Source organism: Pseudomonas sp. UC 17F4 (assembly GCF_900101695.1).
Classification (GTDB): domain Bacteria; phylum Pseudomonadota; class Gammaproteobacteria; order Pseudomonadales; family Pseudomonadaceae; genus Aquipseudomonas.
In genome coordinates this window covers 1,829,998-1,846,188 of sequence record NZ_FNKV01000001.1, presented here as the reverse complement: position 1 = coordinate 1,846,188, position 16,191 = coordinate 1,829,998, and the positions used below count along the sequence as shown (strand labels likewise).

Sequence of the window (16,191 nt, the reverse complement as noted above, 5' to 3'; positions counted from 1 at the left end):
GGTGGGTTCTGAGAGTCTAGACACACTCAGTAACACTCACGTTCCACAGAACAATCACGCCGGCCGCGCCGCCTTGCGTGGAGGCGGCGCGGCCGGGCCATTGGTTTACACCCGCTCGATGGCCAGGGCCAGGCCCTGGCCGACGCCGACACACATGGTCGCCAGGCCTTTGCGTCCGCCGGATTTCTCCAGGTGGTGCAAAGCGGTAAGGACCAGGCGCGCGCCGCTCATACCCAGCGGATGGCCAAGGGCAATGGCGCCGCCGTTGGGATTGACCTGCGGCGCATCGTCGGCCAGGCCGAGTTCGCGCAGCACGGCCAGGCCCTGGCTGGCAAAGGCTTCGTTGAGTTCGATGACATCAAAATCAGCCACCGCCACGCCCAGGCGCTCGGTCAGTTTGCGCACCGCCGGCACCGGGCCGATGCCCATTACCCGCGGCGCCACACCGGCACTGGCCATGCCAAGCACCCGCGCCCGCGGGGTCAGGCCATGCTTTTTCACTGCGTCTGCCGAGGCCAGGATCAGCGCCGCAGCACCGTCGTTGACCCCCGAGGCATTGCCGGCGGTGACGGTCTTGTCCGCGCCGTTGACTGGCTTGAGCCGGGCCAGGGCTTCGAGGGTGGTGTCGGCGCGCGGGTGCTCGTCGTGCTCAACGACCGTCTCGCCCTTTTTATGGGCGATGCGCACCGGCACGATCTCTTCGGCAAAGAAGCCCGCAGCCTGGGCGGCAGCCGTGCGTTGCTGGCTGCGCAGGGCAAAGGCGTCCTGGTCGGCACGCGAGACCTGGTAATCGTCGGCAACGTTGTCGGCGGTCTGCGGCATGGCATCGACGCCGTACTGGGCCTTCACCAGCGGGTTGATGAAGCGCCAGCCGATGGTGGTGTCTTCCAGCTTCATGTTGCGCGAGTAGGCGTTGTCGGCCTTGCCCATGACGAACGGCGCCCGGGACATCGACTCGACGCCGCCGGCAATCGCCAGCTCCATCTCGCCGCTGGCGATGGCGCGAAAGGCCGTGCCCACCGCGTCCATGCCCGAGGCGCAGAGGCGGTTGAGGGTCACCCCCGGCACGCTGTCCGGCAAGCCGGCCAGCAGCAGCGCCATGCGCGCGACGTTACGGTTGTCTTCACCGGCCTGGTTGGCGCAGCCGAGGAACACCTCGTCGAGCTGATCCCACTGTACCTGCGGGTTACGCTCGATCAATGCCTTGAGCGGCACTGCCGCCAGGTCGTCGGCGCGCACGCTGGCCAGGGCGCCGCCAAAGCGGCCAATGGGGGTGCGAATGGCATCGCAGATAAATACGTCACGCATCAGGCTTCTCCTGGCGCTTGGCCGTGGGCGGCGGCGGTGCGCGCTTCAAGGTCGCGCAGGGCGTTGAGCTCGACATCGCTCGGTGCGACGGTGGTTTGCACGTTGTCGGCAAAACGGATGGCCCAGCCGGTGGCAGCGATGATCTGCTCGCGGGTCACACCCGGGTGGATCGAGGTCACCACGAACTCATGAGTACCGGCTTCCGGCTCCATGATGCACAGGTCGGTAATAATGCCTACCGGCCCCTCGCCTGGCAGGCCCAGGCGCTTGCGTGAATCACCGCCTTCGCCGTGGCCGACCGAGGTAATGAAGTCGAGCTTGTCGACAAAGGCACGGTTCGACTGCTTGAGGATGATCAGCACCTGCTTGGCGGAACCGGCGATCTCCGGCGCGCCACCGGCACCTGGCAGGCGAACTTTGGGCTGGTGATAGTCACCGACCACGGTGGTGTTGATGTTGCCGAAGCGGTCGACCTGGGCCGCGCCGAGAAAGCCCACATCGATGCGCCCGCCCTGCAGCCAGTAGCGAAAGATCTCGCCGGTCGGCACCACGGTGTCGGCGGTTTCCGCTAGCTCACCGTCACCGATCGACAGCGGCAGCACGCTTGGCTTGGCGCCGATCGGGCCGGACTCGTAAATCAGCACGACATCGGGCGACGAGGTCAGGCGCGCCAGGTTGGCGGCCTTGGACGGCAGGCCGATGCCGACGAAGCAGACGGCGCCATTGCGCAGGCGACGGGCTGCGGCAACGGTCATCATTTCATTGGTGGAGTAGCTCATTGTGCAGCCTCCGCGCTGGCCAGTTTTGCCTTGAATTCAGTGAAGTCGGCGGTGCCGCGAATGTACTGGTCGACCCACGCCGTGAAGCTTTCGCGGCTGCGGGCAATCGGGTCCCAGGCCTGGTAGAAGCGATTGTCCCGCTCGTAGTAACCATGGGCGTAGGACGGATGCGCGCCGCCCGGCACCAGGCACACCGCAGACAGCGCCCAGGTCGGCAGCACGCAGGCGTTCATCGGCGCCTGGAGGTCGTCGACAATTTCCTCGACGGTGACGATGCAGCGCTTGGCCGCCAGGGCTGCTTCCTTCTGCACACCGAGAATGCCCCAGAGCAGCACGTTGCCCTTGCGGTCGGCCTTTTGCGCGTGAATCACGGTGACGTCCGGGCGTACCGAAGGCACGGCGGCGAGGACTTCACCGGTGAACGGGCAAGTCACGCTCTTGATCAGTGGGTTGACCTTCGGCAGGTCGGAACCTGCGTAGGCACGCAGCACCGCGAAGGGCAGGCCCGAGGCGCCGGCGACGTAGGCGTTGGCCAGGTCGGCGTGGCTGTGTTCTTCGATCTCGATAGCGTGCGGCCAGTGTTTTTCAACCGCGTCGCGCAGGCGATGGAGGGAACCGACACCCGGGTTGCCGCCCCAGGAGAAAATCAGCTTGCGGGCGCAACCGGCGCCGATCAGCTGGTCGTAGATCAGGTCAGGCGTCATGCGTACCAGGGTCAGATCTTTCTTGCCCTGACGAATGATTTCATGCCCGGCGGCAGTCGGAATCAAGTGCGTGAAGCCTTCGAGGGCGACGCTGTCTCCGTCGTTGACGAACTGCTTCACGGCGTCGTGGAGCGAGAGGATTTCAGCCATTGCAGACTCCTGGATATGCTGAGTCGGGGTCGGTTTCAAGGCGCCTCGGGCGGCGCCGGTCATGGGTTCAGATTAAGATGGGCTGGGGGGCTGTTCAATCCGATAATCGACTAACCGTTCGATTATCGAACTGATTGTTACCTTGCTAACAACACGTGCGAGGGCTGTCAGGTCGCATCTGCGTGACTGACCATGCCCTTGATAATCACCGCCGTGGTGGCCAGTGCCGCCGGGATCACCAGCGCGGTCAGCACCTGTTCGAAATTCCAGCCCAGGCCCAACAGGGTTGCGCCCATCCACGCCCCGAGAATCGCCCCGAAACGGCCGATACCGAGCATCCACGACACCCCGGTGGCGCGCCCCTGGGTCGGGTAGAAGCGGGCCGCCAGCGACGGCATCGCCGACTGCGCACCGTTGACGCACATACCGGCAATCAGCACCAGGGTCGCGAGAAGGGTGATGTTGCCCAGGCTCTGCCCTACCGCGTAGGCAAACACCCCGGCCAGCAAGTAGAAGGTGCCGATAACCTTGTGCGGGTTGTAACGGTCCATGGCCCAGCCCACCGCCACGGCGCTGAGCACCCCGCCAAACTGGAACAGCGCACCGATGAAGGCGGCCTGCTCCATGCTCGCGCCACTGTCGCGCATCAGGGTTGGCAGCCAGCTGGTCAGCAGGTAGACGATCACCAGGCCCATGAAATAGGTCAGCCACAAGAGCAGAGTGCCGACGCTGTAAGTCCCGGAGAAGATCACCGCAAACACGTTGCGGGCTTTGACTGTCTTTTGCTCCGGCACGCTGAAGCTCGATGCCTGGCCGACGATGGCCGGCTCGATCGGCGCCAGGGTCTTGCGTACCTTGTCGGTGCCGCGGTTGCGCACTACCAGGTAACGCGCCGACTCCGGCAGCCAGAACACCAGCACCACCGCCAGCACCAGTGGCAGAACCCCGCCGATCAGCAGCAGGCTGTGCCAGCCGAACGCCGGGATCAGCTTGGCAGAAATGAAGCCACCCCCGGCCATGCCCAGGTTGAAGCCGCAGAACATGCTGGTCACCAGCAGCGACTTGTGCCGCTCCGGGGTGTATTCGGACAGCAGCGTCGTGGCATTGGGCATGCCCGCGCCCAGGCCCAGCCCGGTGAGAAAACGCAGCACCAGCAACTGGTCAACATTGGTGCTGTAGGCCGACGCCAGGCTGAACGCGCCGAACAGCAGCACTGCCCCCACCAGTACGACTTTGCGCCCGAAACGATCGGCCAGCGGCCCGGACCCCAGCGCACCGAAGACCATGCCGATCAACGCAGCGCTCATCACCGGGCCGAGGCTGGCCCGGTCAATGCCCCAGTCCTGGGACAGGGCCGGGGCGATAAAGCCCATGGCCGCCGTATCGAGGCCGTCGAGGAAGACGATCAGAAAGCACAGGATCACCACCCGCCATTGGTAGCGCGACAGCGGTTGGCTATTGATAAAGGACTGCACATCAAGGCAGTTTCCGACAGCAGCTTGAGGACTATTCATTATTTTTATCCAGAAGAAGCGCGCGCGTGTGCGGGTGCGCGCGTGAACGGCACGGACGAACAGGTACGGGATCGAAAAACTGGATCAGCTGCCGCGCAGTCCCGCGTAGGACAGGTGCAAACCGTGCAGGGACAGGAAGTCGGTCATGGGGCGTTTGCCTCTCGCTCATTATTATGGGCGGTCAGGGCAGGCTGACCGCTGCGAGGGACATTAATAAGCAGGCGGGCGCGGCGCAATTCGATAAACGCATCTCTGTGCGTTTATCGAACAGGAACGTTCAGGCGAACAATTGCGCGCTGAGGTCACGACTGGCGGCAAGCATGATCGGCAGGAAGCGCTGTTCAAGCTCGGTGCGGCTGACCCGTCCGGCATGGGTACTGACGTTGAGCGCCGCCAGCACCTGGCCGGAGGCGTCGTAGACCGGTACGGCAATCGAGCGCAAGCCCTGCTCCAGCTCCTGGTCGACCACGCACCAGCCCTGCTGGCGAACCAGCTGCAGGCACTCGAGCAAGGCCACCGGGTCATGGAGGGTGCGGCTGGTCTTGGCCTGCAGGTCGGCGTGCTCGAGGTATTCGTGCAGGGTTGCGTCGTCCAGCGCCGCCAACAGGATACGGCCCATGGAGGTGCAATAAGCCGGCAGGCGCCCGCCAACCGACAGGTCGACCGAAATCAGGCGCTGCACCGTGGCCGAGCGGGCGATATAGAGAATGTCGTCGCCCTCCAGGGTGGCCATGTTGCAAGCCTCGTGCAACTGGTCGCTCATGCGGTCCAGATAAGGCTGCGCTGATACCGCCAGCGGCGTCGACGACAAGTAGGCGTGACCCAGGGTCAGCACCTTGGGCAGCAGCGAATAGGTGCGCCCGTCGGTGGTGGCGTAACCGAGCTTGATCAGCGTATGCAGGCAGCGGCGTACCGCGGCGCGGGGGATTTCCGTGCGGTGGCTGATCTGGGCGATGGTCAGGTGGCGCTTGCGCTCCTGGAACGCCTGAACTACCGCCAGGCCCCGGGCCAGCGAGGTCATGAAATCGGGGTCACCGGTAAAGGCCTGGATACGCTTGGCCGGCGAGGCAACGATAGGCGGCGCCAGGGACGCAAACGAGCTACGCACGTTGTCGTTCAATCCTGGCCCTTTGGGCGTGGTTTCTTCTGTCATGGCTAGCCTCGGCAACACGGTCACTGGGGCGATTATCGAACCATCGACCGATAATCGCAATTGACCGCTACCCTCAATTGCTTATACCTTTCTCCCGCCACCATGTGGCTTCTTGGAGAGACTGGTCAGGTACCCACCGTAGAAGTCCCAGGCACGGCCTTGCCCACGAAGCGAGGCCGTTTTTCCTTCCTCCGTAAAAGACGGGGTCGGTGGCCAGAGAACTTTTTCTCGGCGCCCGGTTCAAATTTCATACTCGGCGGACTGAGCGCATTCATAACTTGGTAACAAAACCGCCGCTCTATTGTTCTTATCAACAATAGAGAGTACTAGTGTCAGACAATCTGCTTGCTATAATAAAACTTCGTATCCACGCCCTTGGGCGGGGATAGTGCGGATCCAATCCGCTGCTGCCCCCAGGCAGACACAACCGGATCGCTGCAAGTGCCATTAACGTGAACACCTCGATGTTCACTTTCGCTTGCACCACCACAACCTACTGTTGCTGCGACAGTTATGCCGCTCTGGCCGCGTAGCCGTGTGCATGTTGTGCCCCGCGCACTCAATTGCCCGCGTAAACGCCAGGGTTTATATCCATACAGGTAATACTGTGACCAAAGATGAACTGCGCGCCGAACTAGAGCGCCAGGAACAACGTTACAAGGACGTCTATGGCGGTGAAGTCACCACTTATGCCGCGCAACCCGACCCGGAACGCAAGCCATGGCGCAAACGCGCAAGCGTGCTAGACCAGGCCTTCGCCCAGGAACTGGAAAAAATCGAGAAAGAACTCAAGGACCCGGCGCCCTGAGCCACGCCTGATGGCGATCGCAACACGCCGCGCCACGGCGTGCGGGGATGCTTTTAGCTGAGCACGATGCAGCTGATTTTTGCGCCGTCATACGCATGCGGTAACGGAATTTCACAAATTTCATACGGCCGTTTGATTTTTTTCTGACACACATGAAATCATGCAAATGTTTAATTTTTCTCGATTTTTTTCGATTTTAGCCGACGATCACCGAAGCATCGCCGACTCAGCGGCTTGGGCAATGGGGTAGAAAAGTCGTCGAGCGGTCCGTCGCAGGGGCATCGATTACCGGGGATTTCTGGCATAATCGCGCCCCCTTATGACCGGGTCAGAATTCCTTCATGATCGATTTATTCAGCGGACTTGATGCCTGGGTACTGGTGAGCTTGCTGCTCGCTCTGACCTTCGTACTCGCCTTCGAGTTCATCAATGGCTTTCATGACACCGCTAACGCGGTAGCTACAGTCATCTATACCAAAGCCATGCCGCCGCACCTGGCCGTGTTCTTCTCCGGCGTGTTCAACTTCCTCGGGGTTCTGCTCGGCGGTGTCGGCGTGGCGTATGCCATCGTTCACCTGCTGCCGGTCGAACTGCTGATCAACGTGAACACCGGCCACGGCCTGGCGATGGTCTTCTCTCTATTGGCTGCCGCCATCACCTGGAACCTGGGTACCTGGTACTTCGGGATCCCGGCGTCCAGTTCGCACACGTTGATCGGCTCGATCCTCGGCGTGGGCCTGGCCAACGCCCTGATCAGCGACATTCCGCTGGGTGACGGGGTCAACTGGCAGAAGGCAATCGATATCGGCATGTCGCTGGTACTGTCGCCGATGGCCGGTTTCGCTGTCGCCGCGCTGGTGCTGCTCGGCCTGAAATGGTGGCGACCACTGTCGAAGATGCACAAGACGCCGGAACAGCGCCGCAAACTCGACGACAAGAAGCACCCGCCATTCTGGAACCGCCTGGTGCTGGTAATTTCGGCGATGGGTGTGAGCTTCGTGCACGGTTCCAACGACGGTCAGAAAGGTATCGGCCTGATCATGCTGGTACTGATCGGTATCGTTCCATCGGCGTTCGTTCTCGACCTCAACAGCACCACCTACCAGATCGAGCGGACCCGCGACGCCACGCTGCACCTGAACCAGTTCTACCAGCGCAACGAAGCGACCCTGGGCGAATTCCTGGCCCTGGGCAAAGCCAAAGAAGGCGACCTGCCAGAACAGTTCAGTTGCAACCCGCAGCAGACCGAGCCGACCATCAATGCCTTGCTCGATTCGCTCAAAGGCGTGGCCGACTACCGTTCGCTGACGCCGGAAAAACGCATTGAAGTACGTCGTTACCTGCTCTGCCTGGACGACACGGCCAAGAAGGTCGGCAAGCTGCCAGGCCTGCAGGCACGCGAGAAGGCGGACCTGGACAAACTGCGCAAGGACCTCACCGCCACCACCGAGTACGCACCGTTCTGGGTGATTCTCGCGGTCGCCCTGGCCCTGGGCCTGGGTACCATGGTCGGCTGGAAACGCGTAGTGCTGACCATCGGCGAGAAGATCGGCAAGCAGGGCATGACCTATGCCCAGGGCATGTCGGCGCAGATCACCGCAGCCTGCGCCATCGGCATGGCCAACATCTTCAGCCTGCCGGTCTCGACCACCCACGTACTGTCCTCGGGTGTGGCCGGTACCATGGTGGCGAACAAGAGCGGCCTGCAAGGTGGCACCGTGCGCACCATCCTGCTGGCCTGGGTACTGACCCTTCCGGCTACCGTGGGCTTGTCGGCAGCTTTGTTCTGGCTGGCGACCAAAGCCATCGGCTAACCCCCCCGCAGTAAAAAGGCGCCCCGAGGGGCGCCTTTTTTATGCCTGATGCAATCAGCGGCGCTTGCTGCCGCCGAGCAACGAACCCATCAGGCCCCGTACCAACTGGCGCCCGAACTGGTTGGCCGCCTGGCGTACCGCCGACTTGATCGCCTGCCCTGCTGCGCTTTGCAGGAACTCGCCGGCTTTGTCGGCCAAGCTCTCTTCAGCCGCAGCCGGCGCCTGCTCAGGCTCAGCGGCGCCGCCTTTACGGGCATTGAGCATTTCATAGGCCGATTCACGGTCGATCGGTTTGTCATAACGCCCGACCAAGGGCGAAGCGGCAATCAGCGCTGCCCGTTCGGCGGCGCTCAGCGGCCCGATGCGCGACTGCGGCGGGGCAATCAGTACACGCTGGACCATACCCGGCGTGCCCTTTTCCTGCAGGGTACCGACCAGGGCCTCACCGATGCCCAGCTCGGTTAGCACGCTCAAGGTGTCGAATTGCGGGTTGGGGCGGAAACCATCGGCCACGGCCTTGAGGGATTTCTGCTCCTTGGCGGTGAATGCCCGCAGGCCGTGCTGGACGCGCAGGCCCAACTGCGCGAGGACATCATCCGGCAGATCGCCCGGCGACTGGGTGACAAAGTACACACCTACGCCCTTGGAACGGATCAGCCGCACCACCTGCTCCAGCCGGTCCTGCAGGGCCTTGGGGGTGCCATTGAACAGCAAGTGGGCCTCATCAAAGAACAGGGCCAGCAACGGTTTTTCGGCATCGCCACGCTCGGGCAATTGCTCGAACAGTTCGGCCAACAGCCACAGCAGGAAGGTCGCATAGACCTTCGGCGCCTCATGCACCAGGCGGCTGGCGTCGAGCAGGTGAATGCGTCCGCGACCATCGACATCCGGCTGCAGAATGTCTTCCAGTTGCAAGGCCGGCTCGCCAAACAGCGCCTCAGCGCCCTGCTGCTCGAGGGTTGCCAGGCGCCGCAACAGGGCCTGGCTGGAGCCGGTGGTCATCAGCGCACTGTCTTCACCGAGCAGTTGCGGGTTGTCCTTCAGGTGCGCCAGCAGCGCCTTGAGGTCCTTGATGTCGAGTAGCAACAGGCCTTCGCGGTCGGCGACCTTGAACGCGGCATACAACGCCGCCTGCTGGCTGTCGGTCAGCTCCAGCAAATTGCCCAACAACAACGGGCCCATTTCGCTGAGGGTAGTGCGCAGCGGGTGACCAGACTGACCGTGAATATCCCACAAGCTGACCGGATAAGCCTGAGGCCGATGGTTAAGCCAGGGCATGCCGGCAATGCGCTCGGCCACCTTGCCCTGGGGGTTGCCCGCCGCGCCCAGGCCGCACAGATCGCCTTTGACATCAGCGGCAAACACCGCCACGCCAGCGTCGCTGAAGGCTTCGGCCATGTGTTGCAGGGTTACGGTCTTGCCGGTACCGGTCGCCCCGGCCACCAGGCCGTGACGGTTGGCCAGGCGCATGGCCTGGGCCACCGGCTGCCCGGCGAGGTCGGCGCCGAGCACGAATTGCGAAGAGTCAGGCATGTTTTTTCACCCTCTGTTTAAAGCTTTGGCTTGAAACGGCCGATATTAAATAGCGATAGACCACCAGGAAGACAGGAATAGCCCGACAAGGAATTGGGACCTGCACTGCTTTCACGCTGTTCTTTGTGCGAACGACCCGGATAACAAGACCTTAGCGGACCGACACGTTATGAACAAAAGCCTCCGATTCAGCCACAAGATCCTATTGGCCGCCTCGCTGATCGTCATGATCGCCTTTACCCTGTTTACCTTGTACAACGATTTCTTGCAGCGTAATGCCATTCGCGAGGATCTGGAAAACTATCTTGAAGAAATGGGCGAAACCACTTCGACCAATATCAAGAACCTGTTTGACGGTCGTATTCTGCTGGTACAAAACGTTGCACAAAACATTGCCGCGTTTCCCGAGGCTGACAAAGTCGGCACGCTGCTCGGCCAACAAGCGCTGGTCTCAAGTTTCCTGACCATTTACCTGGGTGACGTCAATGGCGGTTTCACCATCCGCCCACAGACCAAGATGCCCGACGGCTACGACCCGCGCGTACGCCCCTGGTATAAAGACGGCATGGCCGCCAACGGGCCGATCCTGACCGAACCTTATATTGATGTCAGCACCGGCAAGATGGTCATTTCGGTGGTGGCGACCGCTGCGCGCAACGTTGGCGTGGTCGGTGGCGACCTGGCCCTCGACGGCCTGACCGAGATCATCAACTCGCTGAACTTCGGCGGCATGGGCTACGCCTTCCTGATCAACGATCAAGGCAAGATCCTCGTGCACCCGGATAAAAACCTGGTGATGAAGTCGCTGTCGGACCTGTTCCCACAGAACACCCCGCGCATCAGCAAGGAACCGAGCGAGGTCGAACTTGACGGCAAGACCCGGATCCTCAGCTTCGCCCCGGTCAAGGGCCTGCCTTCGGCTAACTGGTACATCGGCCTGTCGGTAGACAAGGACGAGGCCTACTCGATGCTGAGCAAGTTCCGCACCTCGGCGGTGATTGCCACCCTGGTCGCCGTGGTCATCATCATTGCCCTGCTCGGCCTGCTGATCCGCGTACTGATGCAACCGCTGCACACCATGACCCGGGCCATGGAGGACATCGCCGAAGGTGAGGGCGACCTGACCAAGCGTCTGGCGATCCATAACCACGACGAATTCGGCATCCTCGGCACCGCCTTCAACCGCTTCGTCGAGCGCATCCACGGCTCGATCCGCGAAGTGTCCTCGGCCACCGAGCAGGTCAACGAAGTGGCCCTGCGGGTAGTCAGCGCCTCCAACTCGTCGATGGTCAACTCCGACGAGCAGTCCAACCGCACCAACAGCGTTGCCGCGGCGATCAACCAGTTGGGCGCCGCCGCCCAGGAAATCGCCCACAACGCCGCGCAAGCCTCGCAACAGGCAAGCTCGGCACGGCATCTGGCTGAAGAAGGCCAGCAGGTGGTCGATCGCAGCATCCAGGCGATGAACCGTCTGTCGGACCTGATCTGCACTTCCAGCGCACACATCGAGACGCTCAACAGCAAAACGGTGAACATCGGCCAGATCCTCGAAGTGATCACCAGCATCTCGCAGCAGACCAACCTGCTGGCGCTCAACGCCGCCATCGAGGCGGCACGCGCAGGGGAAGCCGGTCGCGGTTTTGCTGTGGTCGCCGATGAAGTACGCAACCTGGCGCACCGCACCCAGGAGTCGGCGCAGCAAGTGCAGAACATGATCGAAGAGCTGCAGGTCGGCGCCCGTGAATCGGTCGACACCATGGGCCAAAGCCAGCGCCACAGCCAGGACAGCGTCGAGATCGCCAACCAGGCCGGTGAGCGCCTGGGCAGCGTAACCCTGCGCATCGGCGAGATCGACGGCATGAACCAGTCGGTGGCCACCGCCACCGAGGAACAGACCGCCGTGGTCGATTCGATCAACATGGACATCAACGAAATCAACATGCTCAACCAGGAAGGGGTCGAGAACCTGCAGTCGACCCTGCGCGCCTGCGCCGACCTGGAGCAACAAGCCAGCCGCCTGAAACAACTGGTGGGCAGCTTCCGTATTTGAGCTTGAGCGGCAAGCTACAAGCTGTAAGGTGCAAGAAGAAACAGAGCCTAGTGCGCTCTGCTTTTTCTTGCAGCTTGTAGCTTACCGCTAGCCGCTACCGAACCCAATCGAACAAACTATCCTTCATAGAGGTCAACCTTAGGGCGCGTCTCCAGCGGCGAAAAGCCGCCTGGTGACACACTCTGGAGACGATCTCGGAGGGATGCTGATCGTGCACATCGCTGACATCACCATGTTCTACGCGCCCGCCAGCGGCGGCGTGCGTACCTATCTTGATGCCAAACACCGCCGCCTGGGCCTTACTCCCGGTGTTCGTCACAGCCTGTTGATTCCCGGCGCCAGCGCCAGCCACGATAACGGCATCTACAAGGTGCCGGCCCCGGCCCTGCCATTCGGCAACGGCTATCGCTTCCCCCTGCGCCTGGCACCTTGGCGCAATGTCCTGCACGATCTTCAGCCGGACCTGATCGAGGTCGGTGACCCCTACCTGACCGCCTGGGCGGCGCTGGATGCCCGGCGCCAGCTGGATGTGCCGGTGATCGGCTTCTATCACTCCGACCTGCCGTTGCTGGTGAGCAACCGCATGGGCAACTGGTTCACGCCCAACGTCGAAGCCTATGTCAGCAAACTCTATGGCAATTTCGACCGGGTGCTGGCGCCGAGCCAGGTAATGGCCGACAAGTTGCGCGGCCTGGGTATCGACAATGTCCATGTGCAGCGCCTGGGCGTCGACCTGGCAACCTTCCACCCGCAGCACCGTGACCTGTCGCTGCGCCGGCAACTGGGTCTCGCCGATACCACGCGCCTGCTGGTGTTCGCCGGACGCGGCTCGCGGGAGAAGAACCTGCCGGTACTGCTCGACTGCATGAAACGTCTGGGCAAGCACTATCACCTGCTGCTGGTGGGCTCGCACATGCCGGCCACCGTGCCGGCCAACGTCAGCGTCATCGATCACTTCTGCCCGGCCGCTGAAGTCGCCCGCCTGCTGGCCAGCGCCGATGCCCTGCTGCACGCAGGCGACCAGGAGACCTTCGGCCTGGTGATTCTCGAAGCCATGGCCAGTGCCATTCCGGTCATTGCCGTGGCCGCCGGGGCCTTCAGCGAAATCGTCAACGAGCACTGCGGGCGCCTGTGCCCGCCCAACGATGGCCAGGCCATGGCCCGCACGGTGCGCGAGGTGTTCGAGGCCGGTGCCCGGCAAATGGGCCTGCAGGCCCGCGCCCATGTCGAGCAGCACTACGGATGGGACAGCGTAGTCAATGGCCTGCTCGAGCATTACCGGGCGGTGCTCGGCCACCCGATGCCGGTACGCGCTCATGCCTGAGCCTGCCGATCGCCCGAGCCTGCTGCTGGTGCTGCATGATGTCGCGCCGGAAACCTGGCCGGACTACCAACCCTTCGTCGAAGCCATCGACGCTCTGGGCAACATTCCCATGACCTGGCTGGTGGTGCCGGACTTTCACAAGCGCAATGCCCTGGAGCAGGCCCCCGGATTTCGCCTGATGCTCGACCGGCGCTTGCAGCGTGGCGACGAAATGGCCCTGCATGGCTACTTTCATGCCGATGACAGCCCGCCACCGCGCTCGCCGCGGGACTACTTCATGCGCCGCATCTATACCTGGGAAGGCGAGTTCTACAGCCTCGACCAGCCCCAGGCGCGGCAACGCCTTGAAGCCGGTATCGACCTGTTCCGCCGCTATGACTGGCCCCTGGCGGGTTTTGTCGCCCCGGCCTGGCTGATGAGCGACGGCACCCGCCAGGCCTTGCGCCAACTCCCGCTGCGTTACACCAGCGACCCGCAGCACATCTTTCAATTGCCCGACTTCAGCCCGATCGCGGCCCCCGGCCTGGTCTGGAGCGCCCGCAGCCGTTGGCGCCGCGGGCTGTCGAAAGTGTTGTGCGACGTACGTGAGGCGCGCCTGCGCCAAGCGCCGGTGATCCGCCTGGGCCTGCACCCGGTGGACATGCGCCATGGCTTTTCCCGCCGCTACTGGCTGCAAACGGTCCAGCGCTTGCTGCGCCAGGGCCGCGAGCCGATGACCAAATCCGCCTGGCTGGCCAGCAGGCACCCTCGGTGAACCGCCTGCCCTGGCTGCTGATGGCGCTGATCGGGGCGCTGCTGGTGCCAGCCCTGCTCGGAGGCAGCGAGCTGTTGCCGCGCCTGCGTGGTTTTGCCCCGCAACTGCTGCTGGGCCTGTTCGCCATGATTGTAGTGTGCTGGATCATCAACGCCATGCGCCTGCGTCTGCTGCTCGGCAGCCAGGGCGCGGCGCTGGGGCGCTTGCGCAGCCTGGGGGTGATCATGGCCACCGAGTTTGCCATCTGTACAACGCCGGGCGGCAGCGGCGGGCCGCTGGCACTGATGGCCTTGCTGGCCCGCGATCGCATCGGGCCGGCGCGCAGCAGCGCGGTATTTGCTGCCGACCAGCTCAATGATCTGCTGTTCTTTTTCTGCGCCATGCTGGGGATCGCCGGCTACGCGCTGTTCCACAGTCTCAACCGCAGCCTGGAGGGCCTGCTGCTCAGCAGCGCGCTGTTGATGTTCACCGCCTTCGCCACCCTGCTCGGCTTGCTGCGATACCGTCGCGCGCTACTGCGCCTCAATGGCCGGTTGCTGCACAGGCTCAAGGTGTCCGCCCGCAGGCGCCGACGCTGGACGCGCAAGCTGCTGCACTTCTTTCGCGCCCTGGGCGAAACCTGGCGGCTACCCAAACGCACCCTGGCGCTGGTGTTTGCCCTGACCTGCGTGCACTGGGGGCTGCGCTACAGCGTGCTGTACCTGGCGTTGCGCGGGCTTGGGGTCGATCTGCAGTGGATACCGAGCTTCCTGGTGCAGATGCTGTCGCTCAGCGCCGGGCAATTCAGCCTGCTGCCGGGCGGTGCAGGCGCGGCTGAAATGACCTCGGCCGCATTGCTTTCGCCTTTGGTGGGCACATCGACCGCGGCGGCGGCCATCCTGATCTGGCGGCTGGTGACCTACTATTTCTACCTGGTCGCCGGTGGCCCGGTGTTCCTCTGCCTGCTGGGTCGGCCGCTGCTGGAGCGCTGGCGGCTCAGTCAGGCGCGGGTTCGTCGCTAGCCGGCTTGAGCTGCTCCCAGAGCTCGGCGGCACCGGGAAAATCGGTGCCGTCTTCGCTGTCCAGCGCATCCGGGTCGTAGCGGCTCAGGCAGCCCTCGCCGAGGGTCGGCGGGGCCTTGGAGGTAGCCTTGTCGAGTGGATCGGCCATTGGCCAACCTCCGGCACTGAGGCTTAGTTGAACACCACGGTCTTGTTGCCGTGGACCAGCACGCGGTCTTCCAGGTGATAACGCAGGCCGCGGGCCAGGACCATTTTCTCGACGTCACGGCCGAAACGCACCATGTCTTCGATGCTGTCGCTATGGCTGACGCGAACCACGTCCTGCTCGATGATCGGGCCGGCATCGAGTTCTTCGGTGACGTAGTGGCAGGTCGCGCCGATCAGCTTGACGCCGCGCAGCGACGCCTGGTGGTACGGTTTGGCGCCGACGAACGAAGGCAGGAAGCTGTGGTGGATGTTGATCACCTGCTGGGCGTATTCCTGGCACAGTTGCGGCGGCAGGATCTGCATGTAGCGCGCCAGTACCACCACGTCGGCACCGTGCTCCTTGACCAAGCGCGAGACTTCGGCAAAGGCCGGCTGCTTGTTCTGCGGATCGACCGGCACATGGAAGAACGGGATGCCGTGCCACTCGACCATGCTGCGCAGGTCGTTGTGGTTGGAAATCACACAGGGAATGTCGCAGTCCAGTTCCTTGGCATGCCAGCGGTGCAGCAGGTCGGCCAGGCAGTGGGACTCGCGGCTGGCCATCAATACTACGCGCTTCTTCTGGTCGGTATCGGTGATGCGCCAGACCATCGAGAACTCTTCGGCGATCGGTGCGAAGGCTTCACGAAATTCCTCGATACCGAACGGCAGGGTTTCGGCGCGGATTTCGTGGCGCATGAAGAACCAGCCGCTCTGCTCGTCGGAGTGGTGGTTGGCTTCGTTGATCCAGCCGTTATAGGACGCCAGGAAATTACTGACTTTGGCGACGATGCCAACGCGGTCGGGGCAGGCAATCACCAGCCGGTAGGTGCGCATGAAATGGACTCCAGAAACTTTCGCAAAGGCGCACATTCTAGCGAGTGCCCGGCAAAACTGCAGTACTCATTGCACGCGCCCTGTCGCCTGCCCGGGTGGCGCGGTAGAGGGCACTGCCGTGTAGCGCTGCGGGCTGGCGATCAAGTTAACTATTGGAAAAACCACTTAGTTTGTAAATTTTTCTTAACCTAATCCCTCAAGGTGTTTAAGCATTCATTGAGCTAATTGCCTGCTTAAATGTTTACTTGGGGGTACTGTCTGATTATTATTGCCGCA

14 protein-coding genes and 1 pseudogene are annotated in these 16,191 nt (G+C 62.8%); 7 read left to right on the top strand and 8 right to left on the bottom strand.

The window, feature by feature from the left end; genetic code table 11:
* Positions 1 to 105: 105 nt before the first annotated feature.
* The 5 genes from pcaF to pcaR all read right to left on the bottom strand — a co-directional run bounded on the left by pcaF (position 106) and on the right by pcaR (position 5,608).
* Positions 106 to 1,311: a 3-oxoadipyl-CoA thiolase gene (gene pcaF / locus BLR26_RS08600; protein WP_176794321.1), complete on the bottom strand. Its 1,206-nt coding sequence runs from the start codon at positions 1,309 to 1,311 to the stop codon at positions 106 to 108.
* Entirely contained in the window at positions 1,308 to 2,087 is a 780-nt protein-coding gene (locus tag BLR26_RS08595) for a CoA-transferase subunit beta (RefSeq protein WP_045197471.1), read from the bottom strand. The genes pcaF and BLR26_RS08595 overlap by 4 nt, the downstream gene beginning before the upstream one ends.
* On the bottom strand, positions 2,084 to 2,941 hold the full coding sequence (locus tag BLR26_RS08590) for a CoA transferase subunit A (protein WP_045197469.1): 858 nt from the start codon (positions 2,939 to 2,941) through the stop codon (positions 2,084 to 2,086). The genes BLR26_RS08595 and BLR26_RS08590 overlap by 4 nt, the downstream gene beginning before the upstream one ends.
* Before the next feature lie 167 nt (positions 2,942 to 3,108).
* Positions 3,109 to 4,455 carry a 4-hydroxybenzoate transporter PcaK gene (locus tag BLR26_RS08585; RefSeq protein ID WP_093379926.1) on the bottom strand — a complete coding sequence of 449 codons (1,347 nt, stop codon included), beginning with the start codon at positions 4,453 to 4,455 and terminating at the stop codon, positions 3,109 to 3,111.
* A gap of 277 nt (positions 4,456 to 4,732) precedes the next feature.
* Positions 4,733 to 5,608: a pca regulon transcriptional regulator PcaR gene (pcaR, locus tag BLR26_RS08580; protein WP_176794222.1), complete on the bottom strand. Its 876-nt coding sequence runs from the start codon at positions 5,606 to 5,608 to the stop codon at positions 4,733 to 4,735.
* Positions 5,609 to 6,215: 607 nt separating this feature from the next.
* On the opposite strand from pcaR, the gene BLR26_RS08575 reads away from it, so the two are divergent.
* Together BLR26_RS08575 and BLR26_RS08570 are read left to right on the top strand one after the other, a co-directional pair.
* The gene (locus tag BLR26_RS08575; RefSeq protein ID WP_093379923.1) at positions 6,216 to 6,416 is read left to right on the top strand and encodes a hypothetical protein; all 201 of its coding nucleotides are present in this window, start codon (positions 6,216 to 6,218) and stop codon (positions 6,414 to 6,416) included.
* A 341-nt stretch (positions 6,417 to 6,757) separates the two neighbouring features.
* Positions 6,758 to 8,230, top strand: a complete 1,473-nt coding sequence (locus BLR26_RS08570; protein ID WP_045197461.1) for an inorganic phosphate transporter — start codon at positions 6,758 to 6,760, stop codon at positions 8,228 to 8,230.
* Positions 8,231 to 8,284: 54 nt separating this feature from the next.
* Here BLR26_RS08570 and BLR26_RS08565 read toward each other — a convergent pair whose 3' ends face one another.
* Complete coding sequence (locus BLR26_RS08565) at positions 8,285 to 9,763, bottom strand: helicase HerA-like domain-containing protein (protein ID WP_093379920.1); 1,479 nt, start codon at positions 9,761 to 9,763, stop codon at positions 8,285 to 8,287.
* Between the two features lie 169 nt (positions 9,764 to 9,932).
* Between BLR26_RS08565 and BLR26_RS27675 the strand changes: the two are divergent.
* The 5 genes and pseudogenes from BLR26_RS27675 to BLR26_RS08545 all read left to right on the top strand — a co-directional run.
* Positions 9,933 to 10,955, top strand: a pseudogene (locus BLR26_RS27675) (cache domain-containing protein); the annotation flags it as partial.
* 93 nt (positions 10,956 to 11,048) lie between these two features.
* A complete protein-coding gene (locus tag BLR26_RS27670; protein WP_371128668.1) occupies positions 11,049 to 11,813 on the top strand; it encodes a methyl-accepting chemotaxis protein in 765 nt (254 codons plus the stop codon).
* A 202-nt stretch (positions 11,814 to 12,015) separates the two neighbouring features.
* The gene (locus tag BLR26_RS08555) at positions 12,016 to 13,137 is read left to right on the top strand and encodes an N-acetylglucosaminyl phosphatidylglycerol synthase (protein ID WP_093379917.1); all 1,122 of its coding nucleotides are present in this window, start codon (positions 12,016 to 12,018) and stop codon (positions 13,135 to 13,137) included.
* Entirely contained in the window at positions 13,130 to 13,891 is a 762-nt protein-coding gene (locus tag BLR26_RS08550; RefSeq protein WP_045197453.1) for an N-acetylglucosaminyl phosphatidylglycerol deacetylase, read from the top strand. The genes BLR26_RS08555 and BLR26_RS08550 overlap by 8 nt, the downstream gene beginning before the upstream one ends.
* Entirely contained in the window at positions 13,888 to 14,892 is a 1,005-nt protein-coding gene (locus tag BLR26_RS08545) for a glucosaminyl phosphatidylglycerol flippase (protein ID WP_093379914.1), read from the top strand. The genes BLR26_RS08550 and BLR26_RS08545 overlap by 4 nt, the downstream gene beginning before the upstream one ends.
* On the opposite strand, the gene BLR26_RS27285 is transcribed toward BLR26_RS08545, so the two are convergent.
* Both BLR26_RS27285 and purU read right to left on the bottom strand, forming a co-directional pair.
* Positions 14,867 to 15,040, bottom strand: coding sequence for a hypothetical protein (locus BLR26_RS27285; protein WP_176794221.1), 174 nt, complete (start codon positions 15,038 to 15,040; stop codon positions 14,867 to 14,869). The two genes, BLR26_RS08545 and BLR26_RS27285, sit on opposite strands and share 26 nt — an antisense overlap.
* Positions 15,041 to 15,063: 23 nt before the next feature.
* Positions 15,064 to 15,915: a formyltetrahydrofolate deformylase gene (gene purU, locus BLR26_RS08540; protein ID WP_045197450.1), complete on the bottom strand. Its 852-nt coding sequence runs from the start codon at positions 15,913 to 15,915 to the stop codon at positions 15,064 to 15,066.
* Between the last annotated feature and the right edge of the window lie 276 nt (positions 15,916 to 16,191).